At 65.6% G+C, this 16,849-nt stretch carries 15 protein-coding genes; 10 read left to right on the top strand and 5 right to left on the bottom strand.

Features of this window, described 5'->3' with window-relative positions; all coding sequences use genetic code 11:
- Positions 1-117: 117 nt before the first annotated feature.
- The 5 genes from C7453_RS15860 (at position 118) to C7453_RS15880 (ending at position 3,656) form a co-directional block, all read left to right on the top strand.
- The gene (locus C7453_RS15860; protein ID WP_114728744.1) at positions 118-1,020 is read left to right on the top strand and encodes a phage tail protein; all 903 of its coding nucleotides are present in this window, start codon (positions 118-120) and stop codon (positions 1,018-1,020) included.
- Positions 1,021-1,250: 230 nt separating this feature from the next.
- Complete coding sequence (locus C7453_RS19530) at positions 1,251-1,484, top strand: hypothetical protein (protein WP_245949094.1); 234 nt, start codon at positions 1,251-1,253, stop codon at positions 1,482-1,484.
- Positions 1,481-1,963 (top strand): hypothetical protein, encoded by a 483-nt coding sequence (locus tag C7453_RS15870; protein ID WP_307723119.1) that lies wholly within the window; start codon positions 1,481-1,483, stop codon positions 1,961-1,963. Before C7453_RS19530 ends, C7453_RS15870 begins: the two co-directional genes overlap by 4 nt.
- Before the next feature lie 197 nt (positions 1,964-2,160).
- Positions 2,161-2,895, top strand: coding sequence for a hypothetical protein (locus C7453_RS15875; protein ID WP_114728746.1), 735 nt, complete (start codon positions 2,161-2,163; stop codon positions 2,893-2,895).
- On the top strand, positions 2,892-3,656 hold the full coding sequence (locus tag C7453_RS15880) for a hypothetical protein (RefSeq protein WP_114728747.1): 765 nt from the start codon (positions 2,892-2,894) through the stop codon (positions 3,654-3,656). Before C7453_RS15875 ends, C7453_RS15880 begins: the two co-directional genes overlap by 4 nt.
- 17 nt (positions 3,657-3,673) lie before the next feature.
- On the opposite strand, the gene C7453_RS15885 is transcribed toward C7453_RS15880, so the two are convergent.
- Complete coding sequence (locus C7453_RS15885) at positions 3,674-4,564, bottom strand: LysR family transcriptional regulator (protein ID WP_114728748.1); 891 nt, start codon at positions 4,562-4,564, stop codon at positions 3,674-3,676.
- A 96-nt stretch (positions 4,565-4,660) separates the two neighbouring features.
- Between C7453_RS15885 and C7453_RS15890 the strand changes: the two genes are divergently transcribed.
- The gene (locus tag C7453_RS15890) at positions 4,661-5,428 is read left to right on the top strand and encodes an SDR family NAD(P)-dependent oxidoreductase (protein WP_114728749.1); all 768 of its coding nucleotides are present in this window, start codon (positions 4,661-4,663) and stop codon (positions 5,426-5,428) included.
- Between the two features lie 224 nt (positions 5,429-5,652).
- Here C7453_RS15890 and C7453_RS15895 read toward each other — a convergent pair whose 3' ends face one another.
- The 4 genes from C7453_RS15895 to C7453_RS15910 form a co-directional block, all read right to left on the bottom strand.
- A complete protein-coding gene (locus tag C7453_RS15895; RefSeq protein WP_176587476.1) occupies positions 5,653-6,291 on the bottom strand; it encodes a LysE family transporter in 639 nt (212 codons plus the stop codon).
- Between the two features lie 185 nt (positions 6,292-6,476).
- A complete protein-coding gene (locus tag C7453_RS15900) occupies positions 6,477-7,484 on the bottom strand; it encodes an NAD(P)-dependent oxidoreductase (RefSeq protein ID WP_114728750.1) in 1,008 nt (335 codons plus the stop codon).
- Positions 7,485-7,583: 99 nt separating this feature from the next.
- A complete protein-coding gene (locus C7453_RS15905; protein ID WP_245949095.1) occupies positions 7,584-8,528 on the bottom strand; it encodes a DMT family transporter in 945 nt (314 codons plus the stop codon).
- Between the two features lie 242 nt (positions 8,529-8,770).
- Entirely contained in the window at positions 8,771-11,179 is a 2,409-nt protein-coding gene (locus C7453_RS15910) for a penicillin acylase family protein (protein ID WP_114728751.1), read from the bottom strand.
- Between the two features lie 443 nt (positions 11,180-11,622).
- Here C7453_RS15910 and C7453_RS15915 point away from each other — a divergent pair, with 443 nt between their 5' ends.
- The 4 genes from C7453_RS15915 to C7453_RS15930 all read left to right on the top strand — a co-directional run bounded on the left by C7453_RS15915 (position 11,623) and on the right by C7453_RS15930 (position 16,839).
- Positions 11,623-14,298: a TonB-dependent receptor plug domain-containing protein gene (locus C7453_RS15915; RefSeq protein WP_114728752.1), complete on the top strand. Its 2,676-nt coding sequence runs from the start codon at positions 11,623-11,625 to the stop codon at positions 14,296-14,298.
- 126 nt (positions 14,299-14,424) lie between these two features.
- Positions 14,425-16,026 (top strand): flavin monoamine oxidase family protein, encoded by a 1,602-nt coding sequence (locus C7453_RS15920; protein ID WP_245949096.1) that lies wholly within the window; start codon positions 14,425-14,427, stop codon positions 16,024-16,026.
- Entirely contained in the window at positions 16,026-16,442 is a 417-nt protein-coding gene (locus C7453_RS15925; protein ID WP_114728753.1) for a c-type cytochrome, read from the top strand. Before C7453_RS15920 ends, C7453_RS15925 begins: the two co-directional genes overlap by 1 nt.
- A gap of 70 nt (positions 16,443-16,512) precedes the next feature.
- The gene (locus tag C7453_RS15930; protein WP_114728754.1) at positions 16,513-16,839 is read left to right on the top strand and encodes a YnfA family protein; all 327 of its coding nucleotides are present in this window, start codon (positions 16,513-16,515) and stop codon (positions 16,837-16,839) included.
- Positions 16,840-16,849: the final 10 nt, after the last annotated feature.

A 16,849-nucleotide genomic window follows, 5' to 3' on the forward strand; every position in this document is an offset into this window, starting at 1 on the left:
CCGATATTTTTTGGAAATACGGAATTGCTGGCCCCCGATGCGCCGGCTAGACTTCCCCCATCAGGGCAAAGGCACCGCCCCAACGAGACGCGCCCGGAGCGGGCGTGGGAGTGGTGCATGGCGTATTCTGGTGCCCGATTTGTCTGGCCCAACAGTTTCAGCGTGGATGCGACGGGCGTGCCGCGGGCCGGGGCGCAACTGTTCTTCTATCAGAGCGGCACGACCACGGCGCAGGCGACCTATGCCGACGCGGGGTTGACGGTGGCGAATGCCAATCCGGTGGTTGCGGATGCGTGCGGGCAGTTCGGCAATATCTTCCTGAGTGGCGGGGCGGCTTATGCCGTCGTGCTGTGCGATGGGACCGGCGAGCAGATCTGGACCATGGACCCGGTCGGCGTGGCCGGGGGCGCGGGTGGTGGGGCGGTGCCGGTGGGGGCGATCGTCGATTATGCCGGTGCGGCGGCGCCGGCCGGGTGGCTGCTGTGCTGCGGGCAGAGTGTGAGCCGGACGGTTTATGCCGCGCTGTTTGGGGTGCTGGGCACGCTGTATGGCGCGGGAGACGGGGCCACGAGTTTCGGGCTGCCGGATCTGCGCGGACGGACGACGTTCGGCCTCGATAATATGGGTGGGGTGGCCGCCAATCTGGTGACGATGGCGGGGTCCAGTGTCAATGGCGTGGTGCTGGGGGCCGTTGGGGGCAGCCAGTTGGCGGCGGCGCATGCGCATGATGTCACCGATCCGGGCCATACGCACGCGCTGACCGATCCGGGGCATGCCCATGGGTCGAACCATGGCAGCGGTTTCGTGGTGCCGCAGGGATCGGGCGGCGAGATGGATGCGGTGTTCGCCGGCGGCGGGGATGTCGAGGAAAAGGCGACGGCGCAGACGGCTGTTGCGGCGACGGGGCTGGTGGCGGCGAGCGCGACCACGGGGTTGACGATCGTCTCTGCGGGGAGCGGCGACAGTCAGAACATGCCGCCTGCCATCATGCTGAATAGGATTATCTATGCCGGGCTCTGAGGGTGGTCTGGAGTCCGGGTTTGGGAAAAGACGGGATCGGGGCATGAATGACGGGCATGGGGTTCCTGATCCGGCGGCCTTGTCCGATACGCTGCGCCAGCATGATGCGCGGATCGGGCGGCTGGAGGCCGGACAGCGGGACATGATGATGAAACTGGTCGAGATTTCGGCCGAGGGGCGGGCGCGGGGGGGCGCATCAGGACCAGCGGGCGGATCGCGATGGAGACGAGATGCGGCGGGCGATCGTCGATCTGCGACGGGAGATGCGGGCGGTGATTGCCGACACCACGGCGCCGCTGGCGGAATCGCAGCGGACGCTGATTACGATGAATGCGCAGATTGCCGGTGGTGTCAGGTTGATTCGCAATGCGGGCTTTGCGCTGGGGGGCGTGGTGTCGGCGTTGATGGGGTATCAGCCCTTCGTCGACTGGCTGGGCCGTGTGGCGCGGGGGGAGGGGGGATGATGGGCGGCCTCGATCCCTCGGACCTGAAATGGCGGGTGGTGGCGCCGGTACTCGATCGGCTGGGGTTGGGCGGCGCGGCGGCGGTGACGTTGCTGACGGGCACGGCGCTGGTTGAATCGCGTGCCGCGCGGCTGGTGCAGGGCAGGGGCGGCCCGGCGCTGGGGCTGTGGCAGATGGAGCCGGCGACCCATGATGCGTTGTGGGAGATGCTGGCGGGGGCTGGGCATGCCGATCTGCGCACTCGTGTGGAGGGCATGAGTTGCGCGGATATTCCGCGTGTGGCGCAATTGATCGGGAATCTGCGGTATGGCTGCGCGATGGCGCGGGTGAAGTATTTTTTCGATCCGGCGCCAGTGCCGGATGCGAAAGATGCCGGTGCGCTCTGTGCCTATTGGAAGCGGATTTATAACAGCGCGCTTGGGGCCGGCAGGGTGGATAGTGTGCACATTGCCGCCTTCGCCACCGCAATCGGAGCGTGACCGGACAGGCGCGCTGGCGGCGATCCGACGCGCGTTCCCTGTGCTCCGATGCTCACTGCCGACAAGGCCGCTCCGCTTCGGTGCTCGGGAACACACGACGGGCGCGGCCCTGGCGGACCGCTCTCGCGCGCCGGAGCGGGTTTTCGTCTCTTTTTTGAAGAAATTTTGATTTTTCGTAATGTGGAGTGGAGCGGTCCATGGATTCGATGGCGATCTTTCAGACCCTGATTTCGGTCGTGCCGGTTCAGGATGTGGTTTATGTGGCCGCGCTGTGCGGGGTGTGCGCGGCGCTGATGCCGTGGTTGCCGGTGCCGGCCGGTGCGGCGTCGGTCTATGGGCGGGTTTATCTGGCGTTGAATCTGCTGGCGCAGAATTTTCGCAATGTCGCGAACCGCACGAAACCGGGCTCCGCGCCGGGGAAGGATGGCGGGAGTGGGCCTGCGATCGTGCTGCTGCTGGGACTGGGGGCGGCGACGGTGCTGGGGGCCTGCACCGTGAGCGGGGGCACCGCCGGCATCAATACCGCCGAACTGGCGGCGGATGCCGGGGCGATCGATTTCGCGGCGCAGGCGATCGAGGCGATTCCTGGCCTGTCGGCGCATCTTTCCGCTGATCAGGTGGCGCTGATCAATGAGGCGCTGGGCGGGATCAAGGCCGTTACCGCGCAGATCGACGCGGCCTCGGGTGGGGTGATCGCTGTCGAGACCGGCAAAGGGTGGGCCACGTCTCTTGCTGGGGAATTCCAGACCATTCTGACCATTGCCGGCACCGTGGCGTCGGCGCTGGACCCGGCGGTGGCGGGGTATATCAGCACTGCCGAGCAGATCGTTCCGCTGATCGAGGCGGCGGTGGGGCTGACGCCGGCGACGGTATCGGTCGCGGCGACGGGCGATGCGCCGGCGGTGCGTGCGGCGCTGTATCGGGGTGTATGACGATGCCGCGCGCCTTCGGCCGGCGGCTGGGCTGTCTGCCGGCTGAAACGCGCGCCGGCCAGCCATCGCTGGCCGGATTGCGGATGATGGCGCGGCGGGCGCCGGAGCGGCTGGTGCGCGTCGGGATCGACCCGGCGCCGCTGATGCTGGGCAACGACCGGCTGGGGGATTGCACCGCGGCCGGGCTGGGCAATCATATCCGCGCCACGGCGGCGCTGGCCGGGTTTCAGGTGGCGGTACGCGAGGCCGATGCCATCCTGTTTTACGAACGCTCGACCGGTTACCGGCCGGGCGACGCGGCGACCGATCGGGGCGGGGTGGAGGTGGATGTGCTGGCCTGTGCCGCGCGCGGTGGGTATGCGCTGGCGGACCAGACCTTCTATCCGGTCTGGGGCTCGGTGGCGCCGGATGATCTGAACGCGCTGCGGCTGGTCATGGCCGGCATGGGGGCGGCCTATCTGGGCGTGCGGCTGGCGCTGGCCGACCAGGCGGAAGGCGGGGTGTGGGACACGACGACGCCCGGCGACCAGATGCCGGGATCGTGGGGCGGACATTGCCTGCTGGCGTGGGCCTATGACGGCGTGGAAGAGGAGTCCGTGGTGTCGCTGCTGACCTGGGGCGGCATTCAGCGCGCGACATGGCGCTGGGTGCGGTCGCGGATCATGGAATGCCATGGCCTGGCCTGGCGGCAATTGATGCCTGCTGGAGCGGATTGGGATGCGCTGATCGCGGCGAATGCGGCTTTTCTGGAAGGGGTGTGATGCTCTTTGCCGGTCGTTCAGACATGTCTGGCGTACTGGCGGGCCACCCAGTCGATGAAGACGCGGACCCGCAGGGTGAGCTGGCGGTTGCGGGGATAGAGCACATGGACGGGTGACGCGGAGGGCGGGGTGTCCGGCAGGCAGTCGACCAGGGTGCCCGCGGCAAGCTCCTGTTGCACGGCGTAGCGCGGCACCTGAATCAGGCCGAGGCCCTGCGATGCGGCCTCCTTGTATGTATCGGCGCCGTTGACCGTCAGGGTCGAGGGCAGCATCACCGTTCGCAGCGTGCCCGCCACCATGAATTCCAGCGGCAGCACGCCGCCGGTGGCGGAGGAATGGAAGCCGACCATGCGGTGGCCGTCCAGCCGGTCCCAGCGTTGAGGTGTGCCGAACCGGTGCAGGTAGGTGGGGGAGGCGACCGTCACTTCGGGCAGCAGGGCGATGCGGCGGGCGATCAGGGTGCTGTCCTTCGGTGCGCCGACGCGCAATGCGCAATCGACGCCCTCGCTGATCAGGTCGATGAAACGGTCGGTCTCGCTGAGATGGAGCGTGATATCGGGATAGTCGGCGAAGAAGTGCGGGAGGCCGGGCACGATGATGCGGCGGGCCTGCGCGCCCAGGACATCGACGCGCAGACTGCCGCGCGGGTGGGGGGCGCTGAAGGCGCTTTCGGCGTCTTCGATATCGTCGAGGATGGCCAGGCAGCGGCGGTAATAAGCCTCGCCATCCAGCGTGGCGCGGACTTGGCGGGTCGTGCGGTGCAGCAGCCGGACCTTCAGCCGCGCCTCCAGCGCCTTGATCGCATCGGTGACGGTCGACGGGGGAAGGCCGAGATCTTCCGCCGCGCGGATGAAGCTGCTGCGCTCCACCACCCTTGTGAAGACCCGCATGGTGTCGATGCGATCCATTATTCGCTTATTCCGGATAGTGAACGCGAATTCTGGCCGATTATTTGTGGGGGAGAAAGTGCCATTCAGGGGGTGTGTTCTGGAAAGGATCGGCACATGACATCGCATGGCACGAAAATCGCCCTGGTTACCGGCGCCAGCCGCGGGTTGGGGCGCAGCATGGCGATCGCGCTCGCCCGCAAGGGCGTGGATGTGATCGGCACCTATCACAGCAACCGGGAGGAGGCCGATGCCACGGCGGCGTCCATCGCGGCACTGGGGCGGAAGGTGGCGATGTTCCGCCTCGACACGGCGGATGTCGGCGGTTTTGCCGCGTTCGCGGGGGAAGTGACGCAGGTGCTGGAGGGCACATGGGGGCGCGGACAGTTCGATTTTCTGGTCAATAATGCGGGCATCGGCATCCATGCGCCCTTTGCCGAGACGACCGAAGCCGATTTCGACCGGTTGATGAACATTCATCTCAAGGGCGTGTTCTTCCTGACCCAGAAGATGCTGCCGCTGATCGCCGATGGCGGGCGGATCGTGAATCTTTCCAGCGGCCTCGCCCGGTTCAGCCTGCCGGGTTATGCGGCCTATGCCGCGATGAAGGGTGGGGTGGAGGTGCTGACGCGCTATCTGGCCAAGGAACTCGGGCCGCGTGGTATCGCGGTCAATACCGTGGCGCCCGGCGCGATCGAGACCGATTTCGGCGGTGGTGCGGTGCGCGACAACCAGCAGCTCAATGCGCTCGTCTCCAGCGTGACGGCGCTCGGTCGTCCCGGTCTGCCGGAGGATATCGGCCCGGCGGTGGCGTCGTTGCTGATGGAGGATAATCGCTGGATCAATGCGCAGAGGATCGAGATTTCAGGTGGCATGTTCATCTGATTCCTGCCCGGAAACGCACGCTGGAGGCGATCCGGCGCGCGTTTCCTGTGCTTCGATGCTCGCGGCCTGTGTGGCCCTTCGGCTTCGGTGCCCGGAAACGCATGACGGACGCACCGCTGCGTGGCTCTCCTGCTCGCCAGCCCATGTTTCCGGGCATGAATGTTTGGGAAAACCTGATTCGTTCGGGAGTTTTTTTCTTCTTTTCCTGACGAAAAACGAGACCTTTATACTGTCTTTTCTGTCGCGAAGCGGATGCCCAGCGCCATGAAGGCAAGGCCCGACGCGCGGTCGATCCAGTGGCGCAGGCGCAGGAAGGCGCGGGAGACGTGGCGCAGGCTCAGCACCGTGGCGACCAGCGCGAACCAGGCCACGGCGATGAGGAACATCGTGCCGACGCAGGCAAGGCCGAGCCCGATGGACGCATGTTGCGGCAGGACGGCGGCGAAGAGGCTGGACACGAAGATGGGGGCCTTGGGGTTGGCCAGGTTGGTCAGTAGCCCCATGCGGAAGGCACGGGTCGTCGCCAGGGCGGGATTGGCGGGCTGATCGTCGGCGGGGGCTTTCTTCCAGCTTCCGGCGAACAGGCGGGCTCCCTGGATGAACAGATAGAGGCCGCCGCCGACTTTCAGCAGGGTGTAGAGCCAGGGCGAGGCGATGAAGAGGGTGCGGATGCCGAAAAAGCCCGCAAGACCCCATGCGGCGATGCCGGTCGCGATGCCCAGGGTGGCGCGGAGTGCGGCCATGCGGCCCTTCATCATGGCCAGGCGGGTGACCAGCAGGAAGTCGAGGCCGGGGACGATCATGGCGACCAGCCAGAAGGCGGCGATGGCGCCGATGACGGAAATATCCTGTGCGAGGTTCATGAGATATCCTTCCGGCTGTGCTCCCGCGCATGACCGGCGCTTTGAAACGGTTTCTGCGCTCTGGAAGCGTGCGGGGTGAAAGCGGGCCGTTGGTATTTCATGATGATTCCGCATCGAGTGCAAGAGGCGGAGCGGGCGTGCCGGCCGTTCGCTTCGCCGCGAATGCGGAACAGGGGGACGCGTGGTCAGGTTACGAGATTGATGGGGTTGCCTTGTGCGAACGCCTTGATGTTGGCGGCTGTGGTCTCGGTGATCCGGCGGAAGGCTTCGGCGGTGTTGTAGGCGTTGTGGGGGGTGACGATCACGTTCGGCAGGCTGGCCAGCACGCGGGCGGCCAGCACGTCGCGCATCGTGGCCGGAGCGGCGGGTGTGTCCGGCGCGAATAGCGCGGCGGGGTGGCGGAGCAGGGATTCATCGGGCAGCACGTCGAGGCCCGCTGCCGCCAGATAGCCGCTTTCCAGCGCGCGGAGGAGGGCGGCGTTGTCCACGACCTGGCCGCGGGCCGTGTTGATCAGCACCGCGCCGCGCTTCATGCGGGCGAACTGGCTTTCGCCGATCATGCCGTCGGTTTCGGGGGTGGCAGGGACGTGCAGGCTGATGATGTCGGCCTGGGCCAGTAACTCATCGAGGGGGGCGTAGCGGACGTTCGGGGCGTCGCGCAGCAGGGGCGAGGGATATTCGTCATAGGCGATGACGGACATGCCGAAGCCGTGGGCCATTTCGATCGCCCGGCGGCCGATATGGCCGGTGCCGATGGCGCCGAAGATCTTGCCGCGCAGTTCGAAGCCCCGGGCCGGGGTATAGGCGAAATCGCCGCGCCGGGTGGCTTCGGCGCAGGGGACCGTTGAGCGCGACAGGGCGAGCAGCAGGCCGAAGGCGTGTTCCGCCACCGTGCTGTCGCCATAGACGGGCACGTTGGAGACCTGGATGCCGTGAGCGCGGCAATAGTCGAGATCGACGGAATCGAAGCCGGTCGCGCGGATGGCGATGAAGCGCAGTTTCGGCAGGCGGGAGAGGATGGCGGCGCTGAAATCGCAGCCGGCGAAGCCGCTGATGACGTCGGCGTCGGTGTAGCTGTCCACGATTTCCGCCGTGATGGGCCCTGCCACGCTTGTGACCGTGAAGGCGGGATCGAGCGCCGTGATGGCTTGGGCGGTCTCGGCCTCGTTGGCCGAAAACAGGACGATCTTCATGGTCTGGGCTCTCCAGGGTGGCACGTGTCGCGCGATGCGGGACAGAGGGGCTTTCTGGATAATCGGTTCCGGCTGATCTGTCTTTGACCTGCGTCGGGGCTATCGGGGCGTTTGCGGCTGGTTGCCTGCGGGCCTGCGGTGTTCCCAGCGTGCCAGATGCTGCTCGATGACCAGGCTTTCGTAGCGGATGCGCTGGCGTATCCAGTTCAGCAGGCCGGAGGCGGTCAGGACGATGATGCCCACGAAGGTCCAGCCATCCAGCGACTGGTGGAAGAGCAGGTAGCTGAATGCCACCGCCCAGACCATCTGGCTGTATTGCGGCAGGGCCACGCGGTTGGCCGGGGCGCGGGCGGTGGCCAGCATCATCAGGAGCTGGCCGAGCGCGGCCAGGAAGCCGTAACCGAACAGGTAGATCCAGGCCTCGGCCGTGGCGGGCCATGTGGCGTTCAGCCCCATCAGCAGGCCGTCGCCGACCAGCGGGCCGACGAGGCTGGAGCCCAGGAGCGACAGGCGGACCGTCTCGGCGCTGGACAGGCGATAGGCGATGACGCTGCCGGCATTGGCGAAGGCGGCAAGCAATGCGCAGAGATGCCCCAGATTGAGGGGGCGCACGCCGGGGCGCAGCACGATCAGTACGCCGATGAAGCCGAGGATGACGGCCAGCCAGGCCCAGGCGGTCACTTTTTCCTTCAGCAGCGTCACCGACAGGATGGTGACGAAGAGCGGCATGAGGAACATCAGCGCAAGGGCTTCGGGCATCGACAGCAGCATGAACGCCTTGACGCTGGCGGCGGTGGCCACGAAGACGCACACCGCCCGCAGCACCCATGTGCCGCGCAGCCGGGGCCGGAAGACATCCAGGTAGGATTCATGCGGCTTGCGGACGAAGGGCAGCAGCAGCAGGCCGAAGACGCCGCTGGAGAACGCGACCTCGAACGGGTTGAGCGAGCCGGCCAGCAATTTGGAAAACGCATCGCTGATCGAGAATAGGGCATAGGCGCTGAAGGCCAGGGCCATGCCGGAGAAGAGTGCTTTGAAATTCATCGCGATGTGCCCCCTTCATGTCCGGCCGTTACCTTGGCAGCAACTGGGAGCAGGGCCAATGCCGGGAGGGCGGACCTGACATCCGGGCACGGGTGCGCGAGCCATGTTCTGGAGTCTGACCGAAAAGGCGGGTTGGAGAACGGGGCCGGCAGGCAGGGACCGTGCCCGTCCTGCGGGTTTGAGCACCGACGGGCAGGAAAGGCGTGTGGGATCGGTGCCAGGCCGGGTCTGCGGCCAGGTTTTTATGGTGTGAGCGTGAGGGTCCATTGGGTGGTGCCGGGCAGCAGCGGGCGCGCCGCGCCGGTGACCCAGGCATGCTGGCCCGCGCCGTAATAGGGGGTCTGGGGGTTGGCGGCCTGGCCCATCGGCATTTCGAACAGGGCCGTGTCTTCATGCCCTGGGCTGACCACCAGCCGTTCCGAGGCGCCGAAGCCCGGTACCGCGACGCGCGGGACGAGGGTGTCGCCGGCTTCGGGGAGGTCGGGCGGGTCGGTCATATGACCCAGTAGCGGGACTGCGCGGGCCAGCGGGTGGTGGATGCCGACATGGTTGGCCGTGCCCCAGCGGAACGACGATACGCCGCCGGCGGCGCGGACCTCGGCTGCCAACGCGTTGAGGATGGTGTCGTCCATTGCGGTCCAGCTGGGCTGGCCCGGCGGGAGGAGGGCGGCGGGGCGGTCGGTGAGCAGGCGTTGGACCGCCCAGGCGGCGCGGGGCGGCATGCGGGGGGTGGCTTCGGGCAGGCCGGGCAGGGCGTGGGCGTAGGCGCCGAAGACGAGCGACAGCGCGTGGGCGCGATATTGCCGCACCAGCCGGTAGCCGATCGAATCCGGCCGGGCATGTTCGCCCCATGAGGCGACGTAGGGGGCCATCGCGGCCAGGTCGGCCCGGCCGGGACGGGCGGCGATGGCGGCGGTGAGGAGCGCCTGCCAGGGGCGCAGGACGGTGGCGTGGTCGTCGGTCTGGATGGCCAGCAGGTCGGATTCGGCGAAATGGTCGCGCGCGTGCAGGTCGTCGCGGATGCGGCCGGCGCGCAGGCCGTCGGCGTAGCCGCCGTCGCCCAGGACGGCCAGTGTCGCGCCGCCGACGACGCGGCCGTTGGCGCTCCAGAGACGGCCGTCGGGCGGGTCCAGGATTTCGGGGATCTCGGACGGGGGCAGCATGCCGTCCCAGCGATGGCTGCCGTCGGCCCAGGAATGGGGCAGCCGGTCGTCCAGCCCGATGCGGCGCGGGACCTGGCCGATGATGGTCCAGCCGATATGGCCGTCGCGGTCGCCGGCCAGCATGTTTTCCTGCGGCAGGCCGGTGCGGTGGGCGGCATCCAGCGCCGCGCGCACGCTGCCCGCGGATTCCAGCGCGCGGATGCCGCGATAATCGACGGCGCCGGTGTCTTCGGCGCTCCAGTGCCATACAAATGGACGGCCTTCGGCATCCTGCCCGTTGACCGGGCCCCAGATCGTGGTGCGGATTGCCATCGGATGGCAGGTTTCGTGCGCCGCGCAGAGGGTTTCCCGCGCGGTGCCGAACGGTTTCAGTCCGTCGGGCGTGCGGTAGTGGGTGGGATCGCCGGGTGGGATGTCCAGCGCGATCAGGTCGCCGGCTTCGATATAGCCGTCGGTAAAGGCCCAGGCGACGTGGGTGTTGGTGCCGACGATCTGGTAGGGCTCGCCCGGCAGGGTGATGCCGGTCAGGTCCAGCGTCGGGGGCTGGGTGTCGTCGGGGCGCAGGATCTGGCGGGCGCGGTACCAGATGTTCGGCACCATCAGGCCCAGATGCATGTCGTTGGCCACCATGGCGCTGCCGGTGGCCGTCAGGCGGCCGGCGACCGCGAAATTGTTCGATCCGCGTTCCGGTGCCGGGAGCGTGGCCGGAGGGGTGGGGGCGATGCCGGCGGGCGGACGGGCGGGCAGGGTGGCGGGCATGGCCGGTGGGGGCGCTGTGGAGCCGTCGATCGGCGCGTCCAGCGGTGTCAGTTCGGGATCGAGGAAGGCCGTCATGTCGGCCCCCCACCTGTTGCGCAAGGCGGCGCGCAGGCGTTGACCGGCACCGTCGGACTCCTGAAGGTCGAAATACATCGCATAGACGACCAGCAGCGAATCCTCGTCGCGCCATGGGGTGGGGGCGACGCGCAGGAGGGTGTATTCGAACGATGCGTGGCCCTGTGCGGCACGGCCGGCGTTGACGCCTGCCGTGTAGGCCGCGAGCAGGGCGCGGTCGGCCGGGTCCTGCCTGGCCAGCAGTGCCTGGGCCAGGGCGCGGAAACGGTGCAGGCGGTGCGTGCGGTCCAGATCCAGCGCGGCGGGGCCGACCAGTTCCGCCAGTTCGCCGGCGCCCAGGCGGCGCAGCAGGTCCATCTGGAAAAATCGTTCCTGGCCATGGAGGAACCCCATGGCGCGGGCCAGGTCGGGGCGGGTGCGGGCCGTCAGCGTGGGGACGCCTTCGCCGTCGCGGGTGATCGTGACGGGGGCTTCGAGGCCGGGCAGGGCGAGCGTGCCGTCCAGCATCGGCCGGCTGGCGTGCAGCACCCATACGCCGTAGCCCGAGATCGCGCCCGCCGTCACGGCGCCCAGGCCGACCACGGCCACCGCGATCCGCAGGACCAGGCGTGCCCGGCGATGGGGAGGGACGGGCGTGGTGGGGGTGGTGGTCATGAGGGGGCTCCGGTTTGCGGTCAGTAAAGCGGAGCGACGGGAGGGCAGCAATCCGGCACCGTGGCGTGGCCTGCCACGCCATGGGAATTTAATGTGTGAAGAGAAACGGTCTTATCTATTTTTTGAATGGAACGATTCGGAATGGGAAGGAGACGGCGCGTCGGAAAGGGCTGCCGATCGGGTGGGGCTGGACCGGATGCGGAACAGGTTCTGGCCGGATTTACGAGGGTGTTTCCTGGAGGTGTGTTCGAAACATCATAAATTAACCGTTAAATTTCAATTGTGTGCCCCAGGTTCGGACGGCCAGGTGTCTGGGTTGTGATAAAAATGTCATATATTCCGAATTCGTTATGGAAGGTTATGATTCGGTATTGAACTGAGGTCGGTTTCTGTCGCTTGATGTGCTGGTAAAGTAACGACGTTCGCGGGAGCACGTTAAGTCTATGACCCTGAGGCGAAGCCTTATCGCGGCCACGATTTTAGCCATTCAGTTCGACGTCGCCGCTGCGGTGGCGCAAACTGCCCCGACGTCTGGTACGTCGACGACCAGCCCTCGCCATGCGGCGAAGGCCAAGAAGGGCGTGAATGCTTCTGCCCGCTCCACGCCGAAAGCGGCGGTGGCTCCGGCGGTAGCGGTTCCGGCTGCGCGGGTTCTGCCGGCCGTTGAGCCCGTCTATCACGCGCCGCCGTCCGATCCGGGTGAAGCCGTGATCGTGACCGGCACCCGTGATTCGAACCGCCATGCGCGCCAGAGCACCGCGCCGGTATCGGTCGTGACCGCGGCGACCCTGACCCGTTCGGGCCAGATGAACCTCTCGGACGCGCTGACCAAGACCTATGCCTCGATCAACGTCGTCGCCATGGCCGCGGACTCCGCGGCGCTGACGCAGTCGATCCAGATGCGTGGTCTGGGCCCGAACGAAGTGCTGGTGCTGGTCGACGGCAAGCGCCGCCATTCGACCGCGAATATCGTTGCAGATTCCGGCCCGCAGTTCGGTTCGACCGGCGCGGACTTGAATACGCTGCCTTCGAACATGATCGACCACATCGAAGTGCTGGAAGACGGCGCGGCGGCCCAGTATGGATCGGACGCGATTGCCGGCGTCGTCAATATCATCACGAAAAAGCAGGATCACGGTTATAATCTGAGCGCCACGACTGGTGCCAACGCCTATAGCGGCCAGGCTTGGCAGTATCAGGTGAATGGCGACGCCGGCTTCAAGTGGGGTGACAACGGCTTCCTGCACATCAGCGGTCAGGTCTATCACACCGACTTCTTCGTCGCGCCGTCGACCGACCATCGTCTGCTGCCGCTGAGCGCCGCGCCGGAAGGCGCCTATACGGGTGCGAATTACACCGGCCCGCTGAACGTGCCGACCAACTCCAACCATATCCTGGGTCGCCCCGAGGAAACCCGTGAGAATTTCGGGATGGATTGGGGCAAGGACATCATCGGCGACCGGTTGCAGTTTTATGGCAACCTGACCTACGCGCATCGCCATGGCGAGGCGTACGAGAATTATCGTATTCCGACCCGTGCGCCCTCGATGTATCCGTCGGGTTTCTCTCCTCGCGAGACGAACGAGGAAAACGACTACGCCGTTACGATGGGCCTGAAGGGTAGCCATCTGTTCGGTGACTGGGACTGGGACGCGAGTTCGACCTACGGTGCTGACGGCACGAAGATCGGCAACAAGAACACCGCGAATACCGGCATGCTGGCCTCGACCTGCTCGACCACGCCGGGTAGCGACTATTATTCGACCGACGGGTGCGGCTGGTCGCCGACCTCGACGCTGGCGGAAACGTACCGCATGGCGCAGTGGACGAACAACTTGGATTTCCGTCACCATTTCAATATCGGCAATGTCGTTCCCATGACGCTGGCGTTCGGTGGCGAGCATCGGATGGAGACCTACCAGATCCAGGCGGGTAACCCGAACTCCTATGAACTGGGCGGTACGCAGGGCTATGCCGGCCTTGGCCCGCAGAGTGCTGGTAACTGGAACCGTAACATCTTCGCCGCCTATATCGACGGCGATTTCCATCTGACCAAGCACTGGGATCTGGATTTCGCCGGCCGGTTCGAACACTACACCGACGTGGGTAACACCCAGAACGGCAAGATTTCGACCCGCTACGATTTCTCGCGTCGGGTTGCGATCCGCGGCACGATCAGCACCGGCTTCCGTGCGCCGACGCTGGCCGAGCAGCATTACAGCGCGATGAATGTCGGCCCTTCCAGCGCCTCGGGCATGCTGGCGGTGGATTCGGCGGCGGCTCGTGCGCTGGGTGCCCAGCCGCTGAAGCCTGAGCAGTCGGTCAGTGCGTCGGGCGGTATCGTGCTGGAGCCGGTCGACGGGTTCCATATCGAGGCCGACGTCTATCAGATCAACCTGCGCAACCGGATCGTCGGTGGTGGTACCGTCACGGGTGACCTGGCTGTTCAGGCTATCCAGGCGATGGGCTATACGCTGGCCGGGCCGGCGCTGGACGATACGTCGCAGGACAGTGCCTATTACCTGACCAACGGTGCCAGCACCCGCACGCAGGGCCTGGACATCAAGGCGGACTACCGGTTCCATCTGCATCAGTATGGCAACCTGGACCTGAGCATGGCGCTGGACCTGAACCGGACGCGCCTGCATCATAATGCCCTGGATTCTCAGGGGAAGCCGATCCTGAATGCGCAGAATATCGGTTACATCACCACGGCGTATCCGCGCAGCAAGATCATCCTGAATGCCTACTACAAGGTGGGCAGGCTGGACGTGAACGTGCGCCAGACCCGCTATGGCCAGACCACCGACATGATGCAGTATCAGGATTGGTCGAACTCCAACACGATCTGCCCGCTGGATGGTCAGTCGATCCAGTATTCGAACTCCTGCTTCAAGCAGTTCAACAATACGCCGCGTTGGCTGACGGATATCGAAATCGGCTATCAGTTCACCGACCACCTGCACTTCGCCGTTGGTGCCAACAACGTCTTCAACGTGCGTCCGCGCAAGGTCTCGCAGGATGTCAATTCCTACGGCGCCCAGATCTATGACCAGTTCTCGCTACAGGTGCCGATCACCGGTGCCTACTACTATGGCCGTCTGAACGCCACGTTCTGACGCAGGCGACATGGATACCGGGAGCGATCCCGGTATCCATTCTTGTTTTGGAAATTGTGCCGCGAATGCGGCATTTTTTGTTTTTGCGCCCAGGAAGGCGCTTTTTGCATAGAGACAGGGTGATTGATGACCGGACAGTCCGGCTTTCAGGCGCAGACGCGCCGTCAGCTTCTGACGAAAATCGGGGTTCTGGCCGGAAGTGCCGGGCTTTATCAGGCGATGACCAGCATGGGTCATGCGATGGGTACCGACTTCAAAGGGCCGCCGAAATTGTCCGGCGCGAAGCCGGGTACCCGGGTCGTGGTGCTGGGGGCCGGGCTGGCGGGGTTGCTGGCGGCGTATGAATTGCGGCAGGCCGGCTACAAGGTTCGACTGCTTGAATTCCAGAACCGGGCGGGGGGACGCAATATCTCGCTGCGCGGTGGCGACAGCGTGACGGAACTGGGAGGCGCGACGCAGAAGGTCGCTTTCGCACCCGGCAATTATATCAATCCGGGACCGTGGCGGATTCCGTATCATCATCAGGGACTGTTGTATTATTGCCGGAAGTTCGGTGTGGCGCTGGAGCCGTTCATTCAGCTCAACCACAATGCGTGGCTGCATTCCTCGCAGGCTTATGGCGGCAAGCGTTTGCGTTATCGGGAGTTTGCGGCGGATTTCTCGGGTTACACCGCCGAGTTGCTGGCCAAGGCGATCAACCAGCATCGGCTGGATGATATCGTGACGCCCGAGGAACGGGCGCATGTGCTTTCGTCCATCGGGACCTGGGCCAATCTGGATGATGATGGCGTGTGGCGCGCGGGAGCGCGGTCGTCGCAGCACCGGGGATATGACAAGGCTCGTGGGGCTGGTGTGGATGGGGCGCCGACCTTCTCGACCCCGGCGCCGCGTTCGGAAGTGATGGGCTCTGGTCTGGCGCAGTGGCTGGCCTTTCCCGAACAGCTCGACATGCAGACGACGATGTTCCAGCCGGTTGGTGGAATGGACAATATCGGCAAGGGGTTTGCGCGCCAGGTCCAGGATCTGATCACGCTGGGCTGCATGGTCACTGCCATCCATCAGGACGAGCATGGGGTCAAGATCCTGTATGACGATGTGGCCCATGGCGGAGCATCGCGGGTGGAAGAGGCCGATTATTGCGTCTGCACGATTCCGTTGCCGGTTCTTTCGCAGCTCGATGTGCAGGTCAGCGACCGGATGAAGGCAGCGATCGCGGCCGTGCCTTATGCGTCGTCGGTGAAGCTGGGCATGGAATTCAAGCGGCGTTTCTGGGAGGATAACGACCAGATCTATGGCGGGATCAGCTTCACCGACCAGCCGATCGGGCAGATCGCCTATCCCAGCCATGGTATTTTCTCGCAGGGGCCGGCGGTTCTGCTGGGCGGTTATATGTTCGGGCCGGCGGCGATGGATTTCACGACCATGACGCCCGCGCAGCGGATCGAGGAAGGGCTGCGGCAGGGGCTGGCCCTTCACCCTAATTATCGCAGCGAATTCCGCAATGGTGTGGCCGTGGCGTGGAGCCGCATGCCCTGGACCCTGGGCTGCTGTTCCATGTGGTCGGAGCAGGCGCGCAAGATGCATTACAAGACGCTGGTGGGGATGGAGAACCGGCTGGTGTTGGCCGGGGAGCACGCATCCTATGTCGGTTGCTGGCAGGAGGGGGCGATCCTGTCGTCTCTCGCGGCGGTCGAGCAGATACACAAGCGGGCGCAGGGAGTGGGCTGATGCGGGGCGTCTCTTTTTCTTTCCTGCTTGTGGCGGGGATGATGCTGGCCGGTGCGTCGGCCCGGGCCGATACGGCGGGCGGGGTGCCGAGCACCATGACCCGGCTGGATAATGGCGATCTGGTTTACCATCACATCTGTGCTGCCTGTCATATGGCCGACGGCAAGGGGGCGCGTGGTGCCGGGGCGAAATATCCGGCGCTGGCCGGAGACCAGAAGCTGGCGATTGCTGCCTATCCGACCATGATGGTTCTGAATGGCCATGGCGGCATGCCATGGTTCGCGGGCATTCTGACCGACAGGCAGATCGCGGATGTGGTGACCTATATCCGTAGTCATCTCGGCAACCACTGGACGGACGCGGTGACGCCGGAGCAGGTGCGGGAGATGCGTCAGCCGATCACGCTGGAGGAATAGCAGTGGGGGCCCGGCGGTGTGCGCCGGGTGATCCCTACCATGCGGCGGCTTTGGCTGTTAGGGTCGCCGGATGCAATCGATTATCATCTATGTCGGCGCGGCCATGGCGGAAATTGCCGGGTGCTTCGCGTTCTGGGCGTGGCTCCGGATGGGCAAATCGCCGGTCTGGCTTCTGCCTGGCTGTGTCTCATTGGTGCTGTTCGCATGGCTGCTGACCCGGGTTGAGAGTTCGGAAGCCGGACGGGCTTATGCGGCTTATGGCGGGATTTACATTCTCTCGGCGCTGTTGTGGCTGTGGTTGGCCGAAGGGGTAAGGCCGGATCGGTGGGATCTGATCGGGGCGGCGTTGTGTCTGTGTGGGGCTGGGGTGATCCTGTTTTCTCCGCATCGGGTGTAGGGGCTTGAAT

This window comes from Gluconacetobacter liquefaciens, from assembly GCF_003350405.1.
GTDB classification, from domain to species: Bacteria; Pseudomonadota; Alphaproteobacteria; order Acetobacterales; family Acetobacteraceae; genus Gluconacetobacter; species Gluconacetobacter liquefaciens.

Excerpts from the sequence above, each read along its gene's own strand:
- C7453_RS15860 (WP_114728744.1), top strand. The coding sequence starts at position 118 with ATGGCGTATTCTGGTGCCCGATTTGTCTGGCCCAACAGTTTCAGCGTG.
- C7453_RS19530 (WP_245949094.1), top strand. The coding sequence starts at position 1,251 with ATGCGGCGGGCGATCGTCGATCTGCGACGGGAGATGCGGGCGGTGATT.
- C7453_RS15870 (WP_307723119.1), top strand. The coding sequence starts at position 1,481 with ATGATGGGCGGCCTCGATCCCTCGGACCTGAAATGGCGGGTGGTGGCG.
- C7453_RS15875 (WP_114728746.1), top strand. The coding sequence starts at position 2,161 with ATGGATTCGATGGCGATCTTTCAGACCCTGATTTCGGTCGTGCCGGTT.
- C7453_RS15880 (WP_114728747.1), top strand. The coding sequence starts at position 2,892 with ATGACGATGCCGCGCGCCTTCGGCCGGCGGCTGGGCTGTCTGCCGGCT.
- C7453_RS15885 (WP_114728748.1), bottom strand. The coding sequence starts at position 4,564 with ATGGATCGCATCGACACCATGCGGGTCTTCACAAGGGTGGTGGAGCGC.
- C7453_RS15890 (WP_114728749.1), top strand. The coding sequence starts at position 4,661 with ATGACATCGCATGGCACGAAAATCGCCCTGGTTACCGGCGCCAGCCGC.
- C7453_RS15895 (WP_176587476.1), bottom strand. The coding sequence starts at position 6,291 with ATGAACCTCGCACAGGATATTTCCGTCATCGGCGCCATCGCCGCCTTC.
- C7453_RS15900 (WP_114728750.1), bottom strand. The coding sequence starts at position 7,484 with ATGAAGATCGTCCTGTTTTCGGCCAACGAGGCCGAGACCGCCCAAGCC.
- C7453_RS15905 (WP_245949095.1), bottom strand. The coding sequence starts at position 8,528 with ATGAATTTCAAAGCACTCTTCTCCGGCATGGCCCTGGCCTTCAGCGCC.
- C7453_RS15910 (WP_114728751.1), bottom strand. The coding sequence starts at position 11,179 with ATGACCACCACCCCCACCACGCCCGTCCCTCCCCATCGCCGGGCACGC.
- C7453_RS15915 (WP_114728752.1), top strand. The coding sequence starts at position 11,623 with ATGACCCTGAGGCGAAGCCTTATCGCGGCCACGATTTTAGCCATTCAG.
- C7453_RS15920 (WP_245949096.1), top strand. The coding sequence starts at position 14,425 with ATGACCGGACAGTCCGGCTTTCAGGCGCAGACGCGCCGTCAGCTTCTG.
- C7453_RS15925 (WP_114728753.1), top strand. The coding sequence starts at position 16,026 with ATGCGGGGCGTCTCTTTTTCTTTCCTGCTTGTGGCGGGGATGATGCTG.
- C7453_RS15930 (WP_114728754.1), top strand. The coding sequence starts at position 16,513 with ATGCAATCGATTATCATCTATGTCGGCGCGGCCATGGCGGAAATTGCC.